We start from the raw sequence: 16,368 nt of genomic DNA, 5'->3' as shown, positions 1-16,368 counted from the left end.
AAACCTCACTTATAGTTAAACATATTGGCTGCCATCTTGTCGGCAATTTTTGGAAAAAGGGTATAAAGCTTGTGGGCTAGATTGAGAATTCCAGGTAGATTAATTTCCCGCTTCTTTTTGCCAAAGGAACTGACAATTTTGCTTGCTACAAAGTCAGGCTCAAGGATGTACTTGTCGACTGCTTTTACATAGGAACCGTCAGGATCTGCCTGATCGAAAAAGGCTGTTTTGATAGGTCCAGGATTGACTGTCGTGACATAAACCCCAAAAGGCAGGAGTTCCAAACGCAGGGCATTAGAAAAGCCAATAGCAGCAAACTTGGTCGCTGAGTAAAGACTGGACTTGCCACTTGCAATGAGGCCAGCCATACTAACGATATTGACGATATGTCCTTGACCTTCCTGCTTCATTCGAGTCCCAAAGATACGGGACAGATTCATCAGGGCAAAGGTATTGACTTCAAACATGGCCTCAATATCGCTTGAGCTAATTTTGTCAAATTCTTCAAAAATTCCATAGCCAGCGTTATTGACTAGGACATCTACGTGGCCATACTGACTGTCAATCCAATCAGCAAATCTCTCCAAAGCTAAGTTGTCTGTAATATCCAGCTCCACTAGGTCAAGATTTTCCCTTCCTCCATATAGTTCTTCCAGCTTGTCCTTGCTCCGGCCAACTAAAATCAGTCGGTCATGGGGCAAGAACTTAACCATTTCCTGGGCCAGTCCACCGCTAGCCCCTGTGATGATGATGGTTCTCATATCTCCACCTCTTCCAAGTCCTTGACCACATGGACGTTGTCAAAGACGCTACTTGCATCGCGGCGCATTTGGCTGATGTCCTTAGCTAGAAAGCGAGCACTGATATGATTCAGAAGGAGGCGCTTAGCGCCAGCTTCCTTAGCTACTTCTGCGGCTTGCATATTGGTAGAATGACCGTGATTACGGGCCAATTTTTCGTCTCCCTTGCCATAGGTCGCTTCATGTACAAGCACATCTGCTGCCACAGCTAAGCGGACGCTAGCAGCAGTCTTACGGGTATCACCTAGAATAGCAATGGTCTTACCTGGACGAGGGGCTGAGATATAGTCAGCTGCAATGATTTTGGTTCCATCTTCTAGGACGATATCCTGACCATTCTTGACTTTACCAAAGAGGGGACCAAAGGGAACGCCCGCTGCCCGTAACTTGTCCGCATCCAGCGTTCCTTCCAAATCTTTCTGCATCACCCGATAACCCACACAGAAAATCGTGTGATCCAGCTTATCCGCATAAACAGTGAACTTGTCCGTTTCCAGAATCTTGCCCAGACTGTTTTCATCAAACTCACGAAAATCAATCCTATAAGGCAGACGAGATCCAGACACGCGCAGGCTAGACAGGACAAAATTCTTAATGCCTTTAGGACCAAAAATCTCTAGGTCCGTCTGCTCTTCATTAGCCTGAAAAGAACGACTGGATAAAAAGCCCGGCAAGCCAAAAATATGGTCGCCATGCAGATGCGTGATGAAAATCTTGCTGATTTTGCGCGGTTTAATCGTCGTCTCCAAGATCTGGTGCTGGGTACCTTCACCGCAGTCAAACATCCAGACCTCATTGATTTCCTCCAAAAGCTTGAGGACAAGACTTGACACATTGCGAGCCTTGGAGGGCTGACCGGCTCCGGTTCCTAAAAATTGTATTTGCATGTTTTTCTTTCTAAATGATATAAATCATGGCAGAGCGATTCTGCGAGTGATAGTATTTTCTGCCAGCATAGGACTGAGCAAGCTGACTGACTTCATCTTGATTGTAGCCCAGAACTTTCTGGCTGCCATCTGCTAGCTGCTGCCAATCGGTCAAAGCAGTCAGAGCCTGACTGTCCACGACTTGAGACTCAGCTTTGAGAGGTACCATTTTTATTCTCCCAGCTTCTTCGTAAACCAAGTACTGTGGAAAGACTTGAGCGATTTCAAAGAGCAAGTCAGTTGTTACCTGCTCTGGCTTTTCAGGGAAGACCAAGCCGACTTTCTCGCTCTCATAGCAAAATCCATAGGACTTGCCAGAAAGATTAAGCCGGACAAAAGGTTTATTTTCTAAAAAACTTGGATTCGCATTCCACAAGTCCAGCGCCTGACTGATTTCTAAAAAATAGGCTGTCGCGGCTTCTGGACTTTTCTTCTGATAAAGCTCAGCAAAGTAAGCATTGATAACGCTGGGTGGCGGTGTGATGAAGCTAAGCTTCTGCTCCTCTGTCAGGCCAGCCAAGACTTGCTCTAAGTAGACCCTATCTAGACTCGTAAAACCGCCGTATTTCAGGGCCAAATCTATATAATCAGTCATAAAATTCTTCCAGTTTCCATTTGTTTTTCTCGTCAATCCAGCCTGAAATGACTTCGACATCGTCTGTATATTCCCGATTTCCGATAATAGCTACCTTCTCTAGGTCATGAATCTTATAGGCTTTCGCCGGAGCTACTTTGATAGTAAAAGGCAAAAAGAGCTCTTTCATTCGCTCCAGCAGGACTTGCTGCAAAAGAGTTCTGCTATTGTCCGCCTTAGCCGAAATCAAAGAATAAGGAGTCAGGGTTGGAGTAAAATCCTCTGCCTTGTCTGCTTTATTATAGAGAGTCAGCCGGGGAATATCCAGCATATCCAGCTCTTTCATGATGTCCAGGACGGTCTTTTCATGATCCTCATGATGAGGATCGCTAGCGTCAATGACATGGACCAGCAAATCAACATTTTTGCTCTCTTCCAGAGTCGACTTAAAGCTAGATACTAGCTCTGTCGGCAAATCCTGAATGAAGCCAACCGTGTCTGTCAGCGTGACATTGAGCTGACCACTGAGGTTGATGTTCTTGGTCGTGGCGTCTAGCGTCGCAAAGAGTTCGTCGGCCTCATACTGACTCTTACTAGTCAAGCAGTTCATGATCGTAGACTTTCCAGCATTGGTATAGCCGATGAGGCCGATTTTGAAAATACTGGATTCCAGTCGCTTTTCACGAACGGTTGCCCGATTTTTCTCCACTGCCTTGAGCTGGCGCTCAATATCATGAATCTGATTGCGGACACTGCGTCGATTGAGCTCCAGCTGGCTTTCACCAGGCCCGCGGGAGCCAATGCCACCTGCCTGACGGCTGAGCATGATGCCCTGCCCAACCAAGCGAGGCAGGAGGTACTTGAGCTGGGCCAAATGAACTTGGAGCTTTCCTTCATGACTCCTAGCCCTCATGGCAAAAATATCCAAAATTAGCTGCATACGGTCAATAACCTTGACACCCAAGCTTTCCTCCAGATTGACATTCTGCCGAGGTGTCAGACGGTTATTAACAATGACGGTCGAAATCCCTTCGGCATCAACCATTTGTCGGATTTCTTCTAACTTACCAGAACCGACAAAGGTCTTGCTGTCATACTTTTCACGTTTCTGGCTATAGGAGCCAACTACCTCAGCTCCTGCAGTCTTAGCTAGACTTTGCAGCTCCTCCATAGATAGGTCAAAATTCTCTGTGCCTGCCAGCTCAACACCGACCAGAAAGACTCGCTCTGTTTTTTTCTCTGTTTCTATCATCTCATATCCTTACTAAGACTTGGTCAGCCAGTTACTTGTCCAAAAACTTCCTGATGTCTTCCATGACCTGATTTTTATAGTCTGGATTTCCCACCTGATAAAAGGTCACTGACATCCGGTTGCGAAACCAAGTCAGCTGGCGCTTGGCGAAACGGCGGGTGTTCTGCTTGAGCTTGTCCACCGCCTCTTCAAGACTTATCTGACCTTCAAAGTAGGGGAAAAGTTCCTTGTAGCCGATACCCTTACTAGCTTGACTGGTCGGAGCCTGTTCATAAAGCCAACGAGCTTCTTCTAAAAGTCCGGCTTCCATCATCAGATCTACTCGCTGATTGATTCGCTCATAAAGTTTTTGTCGCTCATCATCTAGACAAATCAACAAAGCTTCATAATCTGGAAGATTGTTTTCTAGTTGCTCGCCTAACTGGGCAATCTCCAGCGCCCTCATAGCCCTGCGCCGATTCAGTTGGAGAATCTCGATACCCAGCTCTGCTATTTTTCCAAACAAATCCTCATCTGACCAACTGTCCAGCTGCGCCCGATAGGCCAGAATCTCCTCGTGAGGGACGGAGCCACCCAGATGGTAGCCCTCGAGCAAGCTCTGGATATAGAGCCCTGTGCCGCCGCAAATGATGGGAAGCTGTCCTTGAGCCGCAATCTCACGAATAGCCTGAGCCGCCTCAGTCACAAAATCATAGGCCGAGTAGCTTTCTCCAACCTCCCTCACATCCAGTAGATGATGGGGAACGCCCTCCTGCTCCTCCGGACGAATCTTGGCCGTGCCAATATCTAAGCCACGATAGACCTGCTGGCTGTCACCGCTGATGATTTGACCATTAAAGCGCTTGGCTACCTCAATACTCAGAGCCGTTTTTCCAACTGCCGTAGGCCCCACTATCACAATTATCTTGGTTTTCATCTTTTTTCCTTGAAAAAATTTTGATTTTTCGTTACTATTAATTATAACATAAATAATAAAAGTTCAGAAAAGGAGAAATCACATGGCTAAAGGATTTGGAAAAGGCGTTCTTACAGGAGTTGCAGCTACTGTTGCTGCTGTGGCAGGCGCAGTATATGCCGTCAAGAAAAAAGTCATCGAACCTGAAGAACAAAAAGCGGCTTTCATCGAAGAAAACCGTAAAAAAGCAGCTCGCAGACGCGTATCACACTAAGCTTGCATATTTCACTAAAAAGTCTGGAAAAATCCAGGCTTTTTCTTTTTTGAAAAACAGCAGTCAAATCAACTGCTGCAAACAAAGCTATTAGACTTTAAAAGCTCTTTCTTGGGCGGTTGAATGCCATAAGAGCTAAAGATATAATTGCTTAAGAGCAAGAATACTAACAACTCAAGCACAAAAAACAAATCGAAAGCAGTATTGGAAGACAAGGAAACGAAAGGAATCGCAAGACACATAATTGTGACATAAAAGATTTTCAAGCGTTTGATATAAAGCCAGAAGAGTTCAAGGCTTTGCCTGCCTCTAATCTGCAGCTTAGACTTACTTCCCGAGTGCCAGATGATAAATACTTCCGCAAAAAAGAATAGACCTAGCAAAATGATCATTCTCAAAAAATGAACCTGCAGAAGAATTCCCACTGCTAGCAATAACAAAACACCTAAGCTCAGCGCCACCACTGCTCGCCTAGTATTAGCCATAAAATCAACTCCTTTATATGACTACGAAGAACAGTCAAATTAATTATTGCTAATCGATTAGATTGCTCTAGGAAAACATATTTTATTTCGGCTTTATTTTACCACTTGGCAAGAAAACTTACAAATAATACGATAAAGCATTTGAAGAAGTCATTGGTTACTGAAAAAGCCACCATTCTGTGACTTTTCTACATGCCTATTTCCCTTGCATAAACTCTTGGAAACGATGAGTATCAAAGTAAATAGTAGATGCAATTAATTTATCTGATTCGTCAAATTTTAAAAATTCTGCGACATCCAATTCTAGTTCTTTTCCGTGTGGCGACTGCAAGCGATAGCGATTTAATGCAACAACTTCTCTCCCCTCTACCAGCATCTTCTTCACTTCAAGATTCTGGCTTAAAGCATAGAATTGACCTGCACCTTGCAGATAAACATCACGCCCTTGCCTGATCTCCTGACTATCGCACATTCCATAATTAAAGTTTTCTGCTACGAAATCTTCCCAGCCACCTTTATTAACTGCGGTAAAATAGCTTTCTGCTAATGTTTTTGTATCCATTTGGAACCTCCAAAAATAATTTAGGCAAGCACTCAACCAATGAGATTTTCAAGCCATTTAAGATTATACAAAAAGCAATATGACTACAGTCTGTCATATTGCTGAAGATTTTTTTGAAGAGTAATAATTAATTTATCCTGCAGTTCTTTTGGTGATATGACTTTTACTTGATGAGCAAAACTTAAAATCAATTCGAAAAAGGCCGGTGTCAATGCTCTGAAAGCATGTACCTTTATCCTTGTTTGCTCAACAGTGATTTCTTCTTCTGTGAAATGATCATAAATCTTTGGAAGCGCAGATTCTTCAAAAATTAGCTCTATTTCTTCTTTACTGCCCTCAACTTTATCTTTGGATGGATTTAAAAAAAGCTCTAACTTTTCTTGAGATAAAAGTGGGTAATCTCCAACATCGACAGCCTCTTCTACTGACTGCATATCACGAATCCTGCTGAGTTTGAAAAAACGAAAATCTAACTTTTCTAAACAGTAGCCGGTAACATACCAAGCATTCAGTTTAAAAATCAGACGATAAGGAAGAATCGTTCGCTGGCTTCGTTCTTGTTTTTTAGAATAGTAAGAAAAGGAAATTTTCTTCCCAGTTTGTATAGCCTGCTCAATTTCAAGTAAATAATTGTATTGAGAGACCATGAAGTAAGATCAAAGTAAAAAGGATTGACCTTGTCGGTCGCTTCTTGAGAAGTAAGCTTATGCTCAATATTGTCAAAACTTGGATGGCCAACAATTTTGCCGACATTTTGGCTCATATTGATGATAAACTGCTTTTCTTCTTCTGTGAAAAAGCTGCTGTCCATCTTGTAGTCATCAGGTATATAAAAGCCGCCCTTATCTCCACGTTCAGAGTAGATAGGGATTCCGGCTAAGCTTAGCGTATCCATATCTCGATATACTGTGCGGGTAGATATTTCAAAACGTTCAGCAATTTCTTTAGCCGTTATCTGTCTCTTATTCAAAAGGGCTAGCAAAATATAGATTAATCGTTCTAGTTTCATGAGTTTTCTTTTCTTATTACAATCGGCACAACATCAAATAATCATCTTCCCTCTCTTCAACCGTAACAAAGCCCAGTCTTTGATAAAAGCCAACGGCAGGATTGTCTTTGGAAACGGAGAGGGAAACACTTGGGTAGCCTTTGGACTTGAGTAAGTCCAGCATGGCCGTCATCAACTGCTGCCCTAGACCTTGACCCCTGAACTCAGGCAGGAATGAAATGGACAGAGAGGGAGTCCGGTCGTCATAATAGCCGTAATCTTTCATAATCCGAACCCAAACAGCTCCGACCAGCTGGCCGGCCACTTCTACTGCTAAAGCCCAATCATCTGGCTGTTGACCAAAATCCTTGATATACATCTCTAGTTCTGGTTCATTCAATATACTTCTGGGTAGCGGCTCTAGACCTTGAGGGATAAAAATAGCTTGGTAAATAAATTCCTCTAAGAGCGGGATTTCCTCTGATTTTAAGGACCTAATCTCAGTCATGATTTCTCCTTCTAGATCAACTGCTCCTCACCTATGCCAGCCTCTGCTAAGATTTTGGAAACTCGGTCAAACTGCAAGCGGAAATGCTCCAGCTTGTGGCCATCTGATCCCACTGAAAAGCGCTGACCGCCCAGCTCCTTGACTAGCGAAAGAGCATAGATATAGAGTTCCTCGTGGCCGTACAGATACATGGACTTGCAGTTGAGCTCAAAGGCCAGACCATAATCAATCATCTTGTGAAAAAGCTGTCGCAGCTCTGGTTCAAAAGTTTTTAACTCCTCTACGGTAAGCGCAAATTTTCGGAAACCATAGTCAAAGTGAGCTAGTACATCTGCTGGCACAGCTTCGATAGCCTCTTCTAACTCTCTCAGGTAGCGGGGAATTAACTCCATCTTATCCAGCTGCAAGACCGGATCTTCCAGATAGTCAAAACTGCCATTGTGGTGGACAGATAAGAGCTTGAGGTCGTATTCCTTGTCCGTTAGGAAAGCTAGAATATCGTCCTTACGCGGAGCGTAATAGCCAATTTCAATCCCCTTTTTAATGCGGTTGCCATATTGCTGGTTCAGCTCTGCTATTTTTGCTGAATAGGCCTCATAGTCAGGCACATCATCGTGGGGCGAGGCAGCTTCGTAAGGGTAGGGATTGGACAAATCATAGTGCTCAGTGGTGACAATCTCGCCCTCGTAATGGTCCAGATAGTCACAGAAATCCGCCTCAGAATCATAGGAAAAATAGGTATGAAGATGGTTGTCGCGCATGCTGGACCGCCTTTCTGCAAATCTTGTGTCCCTTTAGTAATGGTCAATTTCAGGTCGATCATGAATCCGGCTCTGCTTGCCCTGTCGGGCCTGGAGGACGGCCTCTACCTGATCCAGACTGACGCCAGTTTCGACGAGAGCGACCGCCAGATGGTAGAGCAGATCAGCGGTTTCATTGGCCATCTCGTCCTTGTCAGCATTTTTAGCCGCAATGACCACTTCTGTCGCTTCTTCTCCGACTTTTTTTAGAATCTTGTCCAGCCCCTTGTCGTAGAGATAGCTGGTATAGGAGCCTTCCTTGGGCTCTTTTTTGCGGTTGAGGGCTTCTTGATAGAGTTTTGCTAGCATCGTATCTCCTTATATCTTCCTTATTTTACTATAAAAAGCAATTCTTTCCAATGGCAGGCTGATGTCTTAATTTTATTTTTGCATTAAGCAAGTACTAAAGTAAAGCAAGGGAGCTTTTAGTCAGTTTTGCTGTCTTCCTCATCCCAAATTTTATGGAAAAAGCAGGATTTGGCACCGGTATGGCAGGCTGCTCCCAGCTGGTCTACCTCGATCAGCAGGGTATCTAGGTCGCAGTCAGCTGTGATTTTTTTGACAGTCTGGTAGTGGCCACTGGTGGCTCCCTTATGCCAAAGCTCCTGACGTGACCGGCTCCAGTACCACATCTGACCGCTGGTGCGTGTCAGCTGGTAGGCTTCTTCATTGAGATAGGCTAGCATGAGGACTTCTTTGCTGGTGTGGTCTAAGATAATGGCAGGTACGAGACCACCTTGCTTTTGAAAATCTAACTTTACTTCTGTCATCAGATGCGCACCTCCAATCCAGCTTCCAGCATGGCTTTTTTGGTTTCAGCGATGGAGACCTGACCATAATGGAAAATCGAGGCTGCCAAGGCACCCGTCGCTGCAGTCTTTTCAAAAACTTCTAGGATATGCTGGCTACTGCCAGCACCACCAGAGGCGATGATAGGAACGGAAACCACTTGAGAGACGGCTTCCAGCATTGGCAAGTCAAAACCAGACTTGGTCCCATCCTTATCCATACTGGTCAAAAGAATTTCCCCCGCTCCGAGACCGACAGCTTCTTGAACCCAATCTAACAGGTCGCGACCGCTGTCCTTGCGGCCGCCAGCCAGATAGACATGCCAGCTACCATCCGCTTCTTTCTTAGCATCCACAGCCAGCACCACACATTGGCTGCCGAATTTCTCAGCGCAGTCAGCTAAAAGCTGAGGATTTGCCAGTGCTGATGAATTAACCGCAACCTTATCCGCCCCAGCCTGTAACATCCGCTTCATGTCCTCAACCGTACGAATGCCGCCCCCAACGGTAAAGGGAATGAAAACCTGCTCCGCCACGCGCCGGACCATCTCGACCGTCGTGTCCCGCTCCTCGTGGGTGGCTGTAATGTCCAGAAAGACCAACTCATCGCAGCCGGCTTCATAGTAGGCCTTGGCCGCATCAACTGGATCGCCCACATCAGTCAGATTGACAAAGTTGATACCCTTGACCACCCGGCCGTCCTTGACATCCAGACAGGGAATGATTCGTTTTTTCAGCATGGCTAGCCCCTTTCTGCTTCCTTGATCTGATCTAGGCTGACTCGTCCACTGTAATAGGCCTTGCCAACAATGGCACCAGCCAAGCCCAGCTTTTTCAGCTCTTCCAAATCCTCTGCTGACTGAATGCCGCCAGAGGCAATGACTTGAGCATGCTTGAGGGACGCCAGCAATTTTTGATAATGCTGGATATTAGGGCCAGTCAGAGTCCCGTCTCGGTCCACATCTGTATAGACGAAGAGGCGAACGCCGATTTTTTCCATGGCCAATGCTAGGCTGATATAGTCCTGATTGCTAGTTTCCAGCCAACCCTCAGTCGCAACTAGACCCTCTTTCGCATCAATGCCAATCACGATTTTGCTGCTTCCAAAGCGCTCCAGCGCTTCCTTAACAAAATCAGGATTCTTAACAGCCATAGAGCCGATGATGACACGGTCAATGCCAACTGCTAAGTAATCTTCAATCTGATCCAGACTGCGAATGCCGCCCCCGACTTGGATGGCTAGACCAGTCTCCGCTTTAATCTGGGCAATCAAATCTCGATTGGCCGCCCGACCTTCTAAGGCTCCGTCCAAGTCAACCACATGAATCATGGTAACCCCAGCTTCTTTGAAAACTCGAGCTTGCTCCAAGACATCGGGATTGACCACCGTCTTCTGGCTAAAATCCCCTTTAAAAAGGCGGACGGCCTGGCCGTCTTTGATATCAATAGCGGGCAGTATTTTCATAGACATACTCCTTAAACTTCTCTAGGATACCGAGACCGACAGCACCAGACTTTTCTGGGTGAAACTGGCAGCCAAAAACCGACCCTCGGTGAATCATAGCTGGGATTGGTCGCCCATAATCAGCCGTCACATCCAAGTACTCCTCCGGAACATCTGTATAGTAGCTGTGGACAAAATAGACTGACTGGCCCTCTAGACCAGCTGTCAAAGCAGACGACTGCTGGACCTCTAAATCATTCCAGCCCATGTGAGGCACAGGCAGACTAGCCTGGTCCGGAATCCTACGGCAAACACCGGGAATCAAGCCCAGTCCAGAACTTTGACCATTCTCCAATCCAGACTCCAGCAGGAGCTGCATGCCTAAGCAAATGCCCAAGAGAGGCTTGCCATCAGCCACAGCCTGCTGGATAACGGAGACCAGCCCTCGCCTTTCCAACTCCTGCATAGCCGCAGGAAAAGCACCGACACCTGGTAAAATCAAGCCATCGGCAGCTAAAATTTCCTGCGGATTAGCTGACAGGCGTGCTGCTACACCGACCTGAGCCAGAGCGCGGAGGACATTGGCAGTATTTCCCGCGTCATAGTCAATGACAATCATCATCTCTACATCAACTCCTTTCACACAGAAAGACAAGCTAGAGTAAGCCCTTGGTGGAGTTGACTCCATGAATCTCTGGATTGATCGTAATAGCCTCCCGCAGAGCTCGTCCAGTCGCTTTAAAGAGGCTTTCCGCCTTGTGGTGGCTGTTCTTGCCATGAAGGATTTTCAGGTGCAGATTCATCTGCAGATTAAAGGCTAGGGCTTGGAAAAATTCCTCCACCAGCTCGGTGTCAAAATTCCCAAGCTTGGGATTGTCAAAATCCGCCTCAAAGACCAGATAGGAGCGACCAGATAGATCCAGACTGGCCATGCCTAGCGTTTCGTCCATGGGCACAAAGCTAGTGCCGTAGCGGTTGATACCTGCCTTGTCTCCCAAAGCCTGACGCAGAGCCTGGCCCAGCACGATGCCTACATCCTCAACCGTATGGTGGCTGTCCACCCAAAGATCGCCTTCGGCCTTGACCGTCAGAGAAATCCGACTGTGGCGGGCAAAAAGGGTCAGCATGTGGTCAAAGAATCCGACACCGGTCTCGATAGCTACCGGCTCCTGTTGATCAAGATTGACAGCCAGTTCAATATCGGTCTCCTGTGTTTTACGCTTGATTTCAGCTTGTCTCATGGCAACTCCTTCTATTTCTCCTGTCTGCGGGCTTCGATGGCCTTGGCATGTCCCTGCAGGCCTTCTGCATAGGCCAGACTGGTAATATCCTTGTCAGCCGCTCCTACAGCAGCACGGCTGTACTGGGTGTACTGGATGCGCTTGATAAAGTCATAGACTCCCAGAGCTGATGAAAAGCGGCTGGTGCTGGTTGTCGGTAAAACGTGATTAGCTCCCGCATAGTAGTCACCAATTGGCTCACTGGTATAATGCCCCAGAAAGACAGATCCGGCATTTTCAACCTGATCCAGATAGCTGTAAGCATTATCCATGGCAATCTCCAAATGCTCAGGTGCCACCTGATTCATAAGCTCAAACATGGCTTCCTTAGAAGGCGCAAGGATGATGCGGCCGTTGTTCTCAATCGAAGCACGCGCGATTTCCTCCCGCGGTAGCTCTTTGAGCTGTCTGTCCAGCTCTGCTTCGACTTGGTCTGCCAGCTCCTCCGAGTCGGTCACCAGAATAGCCCGAGCTAGCTTGTCGTGCTCAGCTTGCGACAGAAGGTCAGCAGCCACATAGACTGGACTGGCTGAACGATCCGCAATGACCCCAATCTCCGAAGGACCGGCAATCATGTCAATTCCCACGACACCATAGACCATCTTCTTAGCCGTAGCCACAAAGATATTGCCCGGTCCAGTTATCTTATCCACCTTGGGAATGCTCTCAGTTCCATAAGCCAGAGCTGCTACACCTTGGGCTCCGCCAATTTGGAAAATCCGATCGACACCAGCCAGCTTGGCTGCAACCAAAATCGCTGGAGTAAAATGCTCCTGGGGTGGTGTAATCATGATGATTTCTTTGACACCGGCAATCTTGGCTGGGATAACATTCATGAGGACGGAGGAAGGATAGGCTGCGGTGCCGCCTGGTACATAGGTGCCGACCCGCTCAATCGGCCGAATCAACTGACCACGGATAACTCCCTCACTGGGACTATCCTCAAAACCAGTCTCCAACTGCTGGCGGTGGTAAGATTCAATATTAGCTTGGGCATTTTTCAGGGCAGCCAAGACCTCTGGGTCAATCTCCTCAAAGGCCTTGTCAATTAGCTCCTGCCCAATTTCAAAGTCTGTCACCTCAACCTTGTCAAAAAGCATGGTATAGTCTCTTAAAGCTTGGTCACCGTCTTGTTTGACTCTTTCAATAATCTCAGCCACCGCTTCTTCCACATCTAAGTTTTGCTGACTGAGCTGCAGCTGCTCTTCGTATAAAATCCGTGAAATTTCTTCGTTACTTCCGCTTAAACGTTTGATAATTGTCATTTAAAAGCCACCTCTCTTCTTCCTACTAGGGATTCAATCTTTGCCACAAAAGGCATGATATCAGGGTTATTTTTCAGGGAAGCCTGATTAGCAATGAGCCGGGCTGACACCCGACAAATGTCTTCAAAAACCAGCAGGCCGTTAGCTGACAGGGTATGCCCCGTCTCCACAATATCGACAATGGCATCCGCCAGACCCAGCACCGGTGAAATCTCCACGCTGCCTTGAATGGAGATGATTTCCACATCTTCCCCCTTTTGATTAAAATAATCAGTTGCCACAGTCGGGTACTTGGTCGCAATCCGCTTGCGCTTGTGATCATGAGGGTCATAGCTGGGTACCGAGGCCAGTGAGAATTTACAAAGGCCAAAGTTCAGATCCAGCAGCTCCAGATAGCCGGTCGGATGCTCAAAGAGAATATCCTTGCCGACAATGCCCAAATCAGCGACTCCATGGCGTACATAGGTCGTCACGTCAGGCCCTTTGACCAAAAGAAAGCGAAAGCGACTGTCTGGACTTTCAAAAATCAAACTGCGCCCCTTGTCTGCCATGAAGGACATATCAAAGCCAGCCTTGGTCAGGAGCTTGACCGTATCTTCCTCAATCCGCCCCTTGGTCAGGGCAATGGTAATCTGACTCATCTGGCATCACCTTCCTTTCTGCCCTCGTCCGGCAGGTCATCATGAATGGCCTGATAGACACTGTCAATGTCAAGGGACCAGCCGATAGCTGTCAGCTCTGCTGCCCCGAAGCGCTTGAAAAGCTGGTCATAGCGCCCACCAGATAGAAAGGCATCTGGTACTCGGTCGCCAAAGACCTTGAAGGTCAGGCCGGTATAGTAAGGCATGGTCGCCACCTGTCCCAAGTCCATAGTTGTCTGATCCAGCAAGCCTGATAGGCTCTGCAAAACTTGCTCCACATCATCTAAAGATGTCAATATCCGCTCGTTGTCAACTATCTCTCTAGCCCTAGCTAAAACCTGTTGGCTAGGACCAAACAAATAGGGCAGCTCCTGCAAAAAATCATCAAATTCACTCGATCTGGTCTGGGTAAATTCAAAGATCCCCGTCCTATTTTTCTTGCGAATATAATCTAGCAGCTGGGCCTCCTCCTGCGAATCCAAGGCCAGACTCTCTAGAATTGTCTGCAGGATTGCTGCATGGGAAAACTCGAACTGATAAGACTTAACCTGCGCCAAATCCAGCGACTGTTTGGCTGTCTTGATAGCCTCAAGCACCGCATCGCGAACTGGATAGCCGATAATCTCAATACCTGCTTGACTGAGCTCGTTGGCAAGACCGCGCAGCTCTTCTTGATAGTGAAAGACCTTGCCCGAATAGGAAAACTTGGTCGGCGTATGCACCCTTGTCGAAGCAATAACCCGACCAATCTGGCTGGTCACATCTGGCCGTAGCACTAGTAGCTCGCCTTTTTTATCGAAAAGATGATAATGATGGGGCTCCACATGGTCACTGAAGACCTCGAAGTGCTCCAAAGTCGGTGTGTCAATCCGATTGAAGCCCTGAGCCATCAGAAAATCACTGATGTCCCGCTCAATCTCGTAAGTCACACGCGCCCTCTTGAAAAGCTTGTCATGCATGCCAATCGGAAGGGTGATTTTATTCATAGGCTGCTTTCCTTTCTTGCTCTATTCTTACACTGGCTGGCTTTGAGTCAAACTCTCAGCTGCTGCAAATTTCCTTGATGGCTGCCAGGACTTTTTCCATCTCTTCTCGCTGTCCGATAGAGATGCGCAGAAAGTCTTTGATTCGCTCTGCTTTTGGAAAATACCGCACATAAATCCGACGCTGTTCTAGCTGCTGGAAAAGCTCTGCTGCAGAAATTCTAGTAGGCTGGGCTAGGACAAAGTTGGTCTGACTAGGCAGGACTTGGAAATCCAGCGCAGCCAATTCCCCAGCAAACCAATCTCGGGTCTCTTGAATGGCTCTGCCGGTCTCGAGATAATAATCCCAATCTTCCACCGCAGCAAGGGCTAAGCGCTCTGCTAACATATCCACTGAGTAAGGATTGATGGAGTCCTTGACAGCTTTCATGACAGCTATTAAGTCTGGATGGCCGATGCCGTAGCCCACCCGCAGACCAGCCAAGGCCGCATCCTTGGAAAAGGTCCGTGTGATAAAGAGGTTGGGATAGGTGTCTAGCAGAGACAGGGCAGATTGACCGCCAAAGTGAATATAGGCCTCATCCACCACCACTACCACATCCTGATTGGACGCCAGAATTTCCTCCAACTGATCAAGTGGTAGATACATCCCCGTCGGAGCATTGGGATTGGCTAGGATAATGCCGCCATTGTCTCCAAAATAGTCGGAGGGATGGACCTCAAAATCAGCTGTCAGAGGGATTTCTCGAAAAGGCACGTGGTAGAGGTCCGCCCAGACCTTGTAAAAACCATAGGTCAAATCCGGAAATAAGACCGACTCGCCGCTGTTAAAGAAAGCCAGGAAAGCCATGGACAAGATGTCGTCGCTGCCGTTACCAATAATAAGCTGGTCGGGTGATACACCCAAGTTTGTCGCCAAAGCCTGACAGAGCTCCGCCTGATCCAAACTGGAATACTTGCGCAAGTCCTGGGCATCAAAGTTCTGCAGGGCCTCTGCCACCTTAGGACTTGGCCCATAAGCATTTTCATTGGTATTGAGCTTAATCATGTCTGGCTCATTGGGCTGCTCCCCCGCTACATAGGGGTTGATCTGCCTGAGACCTTTTAGCTTAACCATCTTGCCACCTCTCTTTCACACTAGCCATTATCTGACTCCGATTATCTTTTAGAACTTCTAATAAATGAAAGACGAAATTTACCGCTTTGGTAAAGGAATATAGGGGAATTTTCTGAATTCATTATAATAAAAAGCCCTCGCAAAAAAACTTTGCAAGGACGTTGACACGCGGTTCCACCTTTATTTGGACCACAGTCGCCTGAGGACCCTCTGGGAGTACGGGACTCCAGATTGATAACGGCAATCAGCCGTCGGACACTAGTCTCAGACTGCTGACTGATTTCGCATCCGCACTCAAGAATGTGTCGTCTAAGGATTGCATGCCATCTCACCATCAGGCACTCTCTGTTTCTTGTCTTAGACTTTTTCTCTCATCGCTTTCAATTTATTGTTGAATATTCTACATGAATTTTTATTAAAAAGCAAGAGGAAAATTGAAAAAAATTAATTATTTTTTTCTTTCTAAATAAATTAACGTTCTTTCAGCATAGAGCTGGACAAATCCAGCAGATTAATCGCTGTTTCAAAATGCTCCCCCATCAGATCATAGACAGCATCTTCACTTAAGACGCCGCAAGCTATATTTTCAGGGAATTCTGGACTATTTGAGTATTCTAAATCATCAAAAAAATTCTGACCAGTATAGTAGTCCCTCAGCTGTATATAATCTGACTGACAGCGCTCCAGCTCAGCTAAAGCTTCCTGGGCTCTTGCCAATACCTGAGAATATTTATTCAGGTGCTTTTCCATTTTTTGAATGCGTTCTAACTGTTCCACAGGCTTCCT

At 46.7% G+C, this 16,368-nt stretch carries 21 protein-coding genes and 1 pseudogene; 1 reads left to right on the top strand and 21 read right to left on the bottom strand.

From position 1 onward, the window contains the following. Window positions 1-5: 5 nt before the first annotated feature. Genes ELZ47_RS04640 through miaA form a run of 5 tightly spaced genes read right to left on the bottom strand, consistent with a single transcriptional unit; the run spans window position 6 to window position 4,468 of the window. Complete coding sequence (locus tag ELZ47_RS04640; protein WP_125331335.1) at window positions 6-761, bottom strand: SDR family NAD(P)-dependent oxidoreductase; 756 nt, start codon at window positions 759-761, stop codon at window positions 6-8. Then, window positions 758-1,687, bottom strand: a complete 930-nt coding sequence (rnz, locus tag ELZ47_RS04635; RefSeq protein WP_002895167.1) for a ribonuclease Z — start codon at window positions 1,685-1,687, stop codon at window positions 758-760. Before rnz ends, ELZ47_RS04640 begins: the two co-directional genes overlap by 4 nt. Window positions 1,688-1,697: 10 nt before the next feature. After that, window positions 1,698-2,321, bottom strand: a complete 624-nt coding sequence (locus ELZ47_RS04630) for a cystathionine beta-lyase (RefSeq protein ID WP_164549556.1) — start codon at window positions 2,319-2,321, stop codon at window positions 1,698-1,700. Then, window positions 2,314-3,552, bottom strand: coding sequence for a GTPase HflX (gene hflX, locus ELZ47_RS04625; protein ID WP_125331337.1), 1,239 nt, complete (start codon window positions 3,550-3,552; stop codon window positions 2,314-2,316). The genes ELZ47_RS04630 and hflX overlap by 8 nt, the downstream gene beginning before the upstream one ends. Window positions 3,553-3,583: 31 nt before the next feature. Beyond that, a complete protein-coding gene (gene miaA, locus ELZ47_RS04620; protein WP_126435408.1) occupies window positions 3,584-4,468 on the bottom strand; it encodes a tRNA (adenosine(37)-N6)-dimethylallyltransferase MiaA in 885 nt (294 codons plus the stop codon). 82 nt (window positions 4,469-4,550) lie between these two features. Here miaA and ELZ47_RS04615 point away from each other — a divergent pair, with 82 nt between their 5' ends. Next, the gene (locus tag ELZ47_RS04615; protein WP_125331339.1) at window positions 4,551-4,721 is read left to right on the top strand and encodes a DUF3042 family protein; all 171 of its coding nucleotides are present in this window, start codon (window positions 4,551-4,553) and stop codon (window positions 4,719-4,721) included. Window positions 4,722-4,789: 68 nt separating this feature from the next. On the opposite strand, the gene ELZ47_RS04610 is transcribed toward ELZ47_RS04615, so the two are convergent. The 16 genes and pseudogenes from ELZ47_RS04610 to ELZ47_RS04535 all read right to left on the bottom strand — a co-directional run bounded on the left by ELZ47_RS04610 (window position 4,790) and on the right by ELZ47_RS04535 (window position 16,359). Further along, entirely contained in the window at window positions 4,790-5,206 is a 417-nt protein-coding gene (locus ELZ47_RS04610) for a hypothetical protein (RefSeq protein ID WP_125331340.1), read from the bottom strand. A gap of 196 nt (window positions 5,207-5,402) precedes the next feature. Next, complete coding sequence (locus ELZ47_RS04605) at window positions 5,403-5,768, bottom strand: nuclear transport factor 2 family protein (RefSeq protein WP_125331341.1); 366 nt, start codon at window positions 5,766-5,768, stop codon at window positions 5,403-5,405. A gap of 83 nt (window positions 5,769-5,851) precedes the next feature. Beyond that, a pseudogene (locus ELZ47_RS04600) lies at window positions 5,852-6,777 on the bottom strand (helix-turn-helix transcriptional regulator). Between the two features lie 16 nt (window positions 6,778-6,793). Continuing rightward, complete coding sequence (locus ELZ47_RS04595) at window positions 6,794-7,264, bottom strand: GNAT family N-acetyltransferase (RefSeq protein ID WP_125331343.1); 471 nt, start codon at window positions 7,262-7,264, stop codon at window positions 6,794-6,796. Window positions 7,265-7,275: 11 nt separating this feature from the next. After that, complete coding sequence (locus ELZ47_RS04590; RefSeq protein WP_125331344.1) at window positions 7,276-8,025, bottom strand: PHP domain-containing protein; 750 nt, start codon at window positions 8,023-8,025, stop codon at window positions 7,276-7,278. 33 nt (window positions 8,026-8,058) lie between these two features. Beyond that, entirely contained in the window at window positions 8,059-8,373 is a 315-nt protein-coding gene (gene hisE, locus ELZ47_RS04585) for a phosphoribosyl-ATP diphosphatase (RefSeq protein WP_002914873.1), read from the bottom strand. Window positions 8,374-8,489: 116 nt separating this feature from the next. Next, window positions 8,490-8,834, bottom strand: a complete 345-nt coding sequence (hisI, locus tag ELZ47_RS04580) for a phosphoribosyl-AMP cyclohydrolase (protein ID WP_125331345.1) — start codon at window positions 8,832-8,834, stop codon at window positions 8,490-8,492. Further along, window positions 8,834-9,592, bottom strand: coding sequence for an imidazole glycerol phosphate synthase subunit HisF (gene hisF / locus ELZ47_RS04575; protein WP_002914871.1), 759 nt, complete (start codon window positions 9,590-9,592; stop codon window positions 8,834-8,836). Before hisF ends, hisI begins: the two co-directional genes overlap by 1 nt. A 2-nt stretch (window positions 9,593-9,594) precedes the next feature. Beyond that, window positions 9,595-10,317 (bottom strand): 1-(5-phosphoribosyl)-5-[(5-phosphoribosylamino)methylideneamino]imidazole-4-carboxamide isomerase, encoded by a 723-nt coding sequence (gene hisA / locus ELZ47_RS04570; RefSeq protein ID WP_164549555.1) that lies wholly within the window; start codon window positions 10,315-10,317, stop codon window positions 9,595-9,597. Continuing rightward, window positions 10,295-10,918: an imidazole glycerol phosphate synthase subunit HisH gene (gene hisH / locus ELZ47_RS04565; protein ID WP_126435406.1), complete on the bottom strand. Its 624-nt coding sequence runs from the start codon at window positions 10,916-10,918 to the stop codon at window positions 10,295-10,297. Before hisH ends, hisA begins: the two co-directional genes overlap by 23 nt. A 34-nt stretch (window positions 10,919-10,952) precedes the next feature. Further along, the gene (gene hisB / locus ELZ47_RS04560) at window positions 10,953-11,537 is read right to left on the bottom strand and encodes an imidazoleglycerol-phosphate dehydratase HisB (protein ID WP_002912765.1); all 585 of its coding nucleotides are present in this window, start codon (window positions 11,535-11,537) and stop codon (window positions 10,953-10,955) included. 11 nt (window positions 11,538-11,548) lie between these two features. Further along, window positions 11,549-12,841 (bottom strand): histidinol dehydrogenase, encoded by a 1,293-nt coding sequence (gene hisD, locus ELZ47_RS04555; RefSeq protein ID WP_125331348.1) that lies wholly within the window; start codon window positions 12,839-12,841, stop codon window positions 11,549-11,551. Further along, window positions 12,838-13,482: an ATP phosphoribosyltransferase gene (gene hisG, locus ELZ47_RS04550; protein WP_002900079.1), complete on the bottom strand. Its 645-nt coding sequence runs from the start codon at window positions 13,480-13,482 to the stop codon at window positions 12,838-12,840. The genes hisD and hisG overlap by 4 nt, the downstream gene beginning before the upstream one ends. Then, on the bottom strand, window positions 13,479-14,468 hold the full coding sequence (locus ELZ47_RS04545; protein ID WP_125331349.1) for an ATP phosphoribosyltransferase regulatory subunit: 990 nt from the start codon (window positions 14,466-14,468) through the stop codon (window positions 13,479-13,481). Before ELZ47_RS04545 ends, hisG begins: the two co-directional genes overlap by 4 nt. A gap of 55 nt (window positions 14,469-14,523) precedes the next feature. Next, window positions 14,524-15,582 (bottom strand): histidinol-phosphate transaminase, encoded by a 1,059-nt coding sequence (hisC, locus tag ELZ47_RS04540; RefSeq protein ID WP_002900077.1) that lies wholly within the window; start codon window positions 15,580-15,582, stop codon window positions 14,524-14,526. 471 nt (window positions 15,583-16,053) lie between these two features. Then, a complete protein-coding gene (locus ELZ47_RS04535; protein ID WP_002900075.1) occupies window positions 16,054-16,359 on the bottom strand; it encodes a DUF4298 domain-containing protein in 306 nt (101 codons plus the stop codon). Between the last annotated feature and the right edge of the window lie 9 nt (window positions 16,360-16,368).

It is taken from the genome of Streptococcus sanguinis, from assembly GCF_900635155.1.
GTDB lineage: Bacteria > Bacillota > Bacilli > Lactobacillales > Streptococcaceae > Streptococcus > Streptococcus sanguinis_G.
Note: the sequence above shows the minus strand (reverse complement) of the source record. Positions and strands in the feature narration are given on the sequence as shown.

What these genes read in the sequence shown, in the direction of transcription:
- ELZ47_RS04640 (WP_125331335.1), bottom strand. Translation starts at nt 761, where the DNA reads ATGAGAACCATCATCATCACAGGGGCTAGCGGTGGACTGGCCCAGGAA.
- rnz (WP_002895167.1), bottom strand. Translation starts at nt 1,687, where the DNA reads ATGCAAATACAATTTTTAGGAACCGGAGCCGGTCAGCCCTCCAAGGCT.
- ELZ47_RS04630 (WP_164549556.1), bottom strand. Translation starts at nt 2,321, where the DNA reads ATGACTGATTATATAGATTTGGCCCTGAAATACGGCGGTTTTACGAGT.
- hflX (WP_125331337.1), bottom strand. Translation starts at nt 3,552, where the DNA reads ATGATAGAAACAGAGAAAAAAACAGAGCGAGTCTTTCTGGTCGGTGTT.
- miaA (WP_126435408.1), bottom strand. Translation starts at nt 4,468, where the DNA reads ATGAAAACCAAGATAATTGTGATAGTGGGGCCTACGGCAGTTGGAAAA.
- ELZ47_RS04615 (WP_125331339.1), top strand. Translation starts at nt 4,551, where the DNA reads ATGGCTAAAGGATTTGGAAAAGGCGTTCTTACAGGAGTTGCAGCTACT.
- ELZ47_RS04610 (WP_125331340.1), bottom strand. Translation starts at nt 5,206, where the DNA reads ATGGCTAATACTAGGCGAGCAGTGGTGGCGCTGAGCTTAGGTGTTTTG.
- ELZ47_RS04605 (WP_125331341.1), bottom strand. Translation starts at nt 5,768, where the DNA reads ATGGATACAAAAACATTAGCAGAAAGCTATTTTACCGCAGTTAATAAA.
- ELZ47_RS04595 (WP_125331343.1), bottom strand. Translation starts at nt 7,264, where the DNA reads ATGACTGAGATTAGGTCCTTAAAATCAGAGGAAATCCCGCTCTTAGAG.
- ELZ47_RS04590 (WP_125331344.1), bottom strand. Translation starts at nt 8,025, where the DNA reads ATGCGCGACAACCATCTTCATACCTATTTTTCCTATGATTCTGAGGCG.
- hisE (WP_002914873.1), bottom strand. Translation starts at nt 8,373, where the DNA reads ATGCTAGCAAAACTCTATCAAGAAGCCCTCAACCGCAAAAAAGAGCCC.
- hisI (WP_125331345.1), bottom strand. Translation starts at nt 8,834, where the DNA reads ATGACAGAAGTAAAGTTAGATTTTCAAAAGCAAGGTGGTCTCGTACCT.
- hisF (WP_002914871.1), bottom strand. Translation starts at nt 9,592, where the DNA reads ATGCTGAAAAAACGAATCATTCCCTGTCTGGATGTCAAGGACGGCCGG.
- hisA (WP_164549555.1), bottom strand. Translation starts at nt 10,317, where the DNA reads ATGAAAATACTGCCCGCTATTGATATCAAAGACGGCCAGGCCGTCCGC.
- hisH (WP_126435406.1), bottom strand. Translation starts at nt 10,918, where the DNA reads ATGATGATTGTCATTGACTATGACGCGGGAAATACTGCCAATGTCCTC.
- hisB (WP_002912765.1), bottom strand. Translation starts at nt 11,537, where the DNA reads ATGAGACAAGCTGAAATCAAGCGTAAAACACAGGAGACCGATATTGAA.
- hisD (WP_125331348.1), bottom strand. Translation starts at nt 12,841, where the DNA reads ATGACAATTATCAAACGTTTAAGCGGAAGTAACGAAGAAATTTCACGG.
- hisG (WP_002900079.1), bottom strand. Translation starts at nt 13,482, where the DNA reads ATGAGTCAGATTACCATTGCCCTGACCAAGGGGCGGATTGAGGAAGAT.
- ELZ47_RS04545 (WP_125331349.1), bottom strand. Translation starts at nt 14,468, where the DNA reads ATGAATAAAATCACCCTTCCGATTGGCATGCATGACAAGCTTTTCAAG.
- hisC (WP_002900077.1), bottom strand. Translation starts at nt 15,582, where the DNA reads ATGGTTAAGCTAAAAGGTCTCAGGCAGATCAACCCCTATGTAGCGGGG.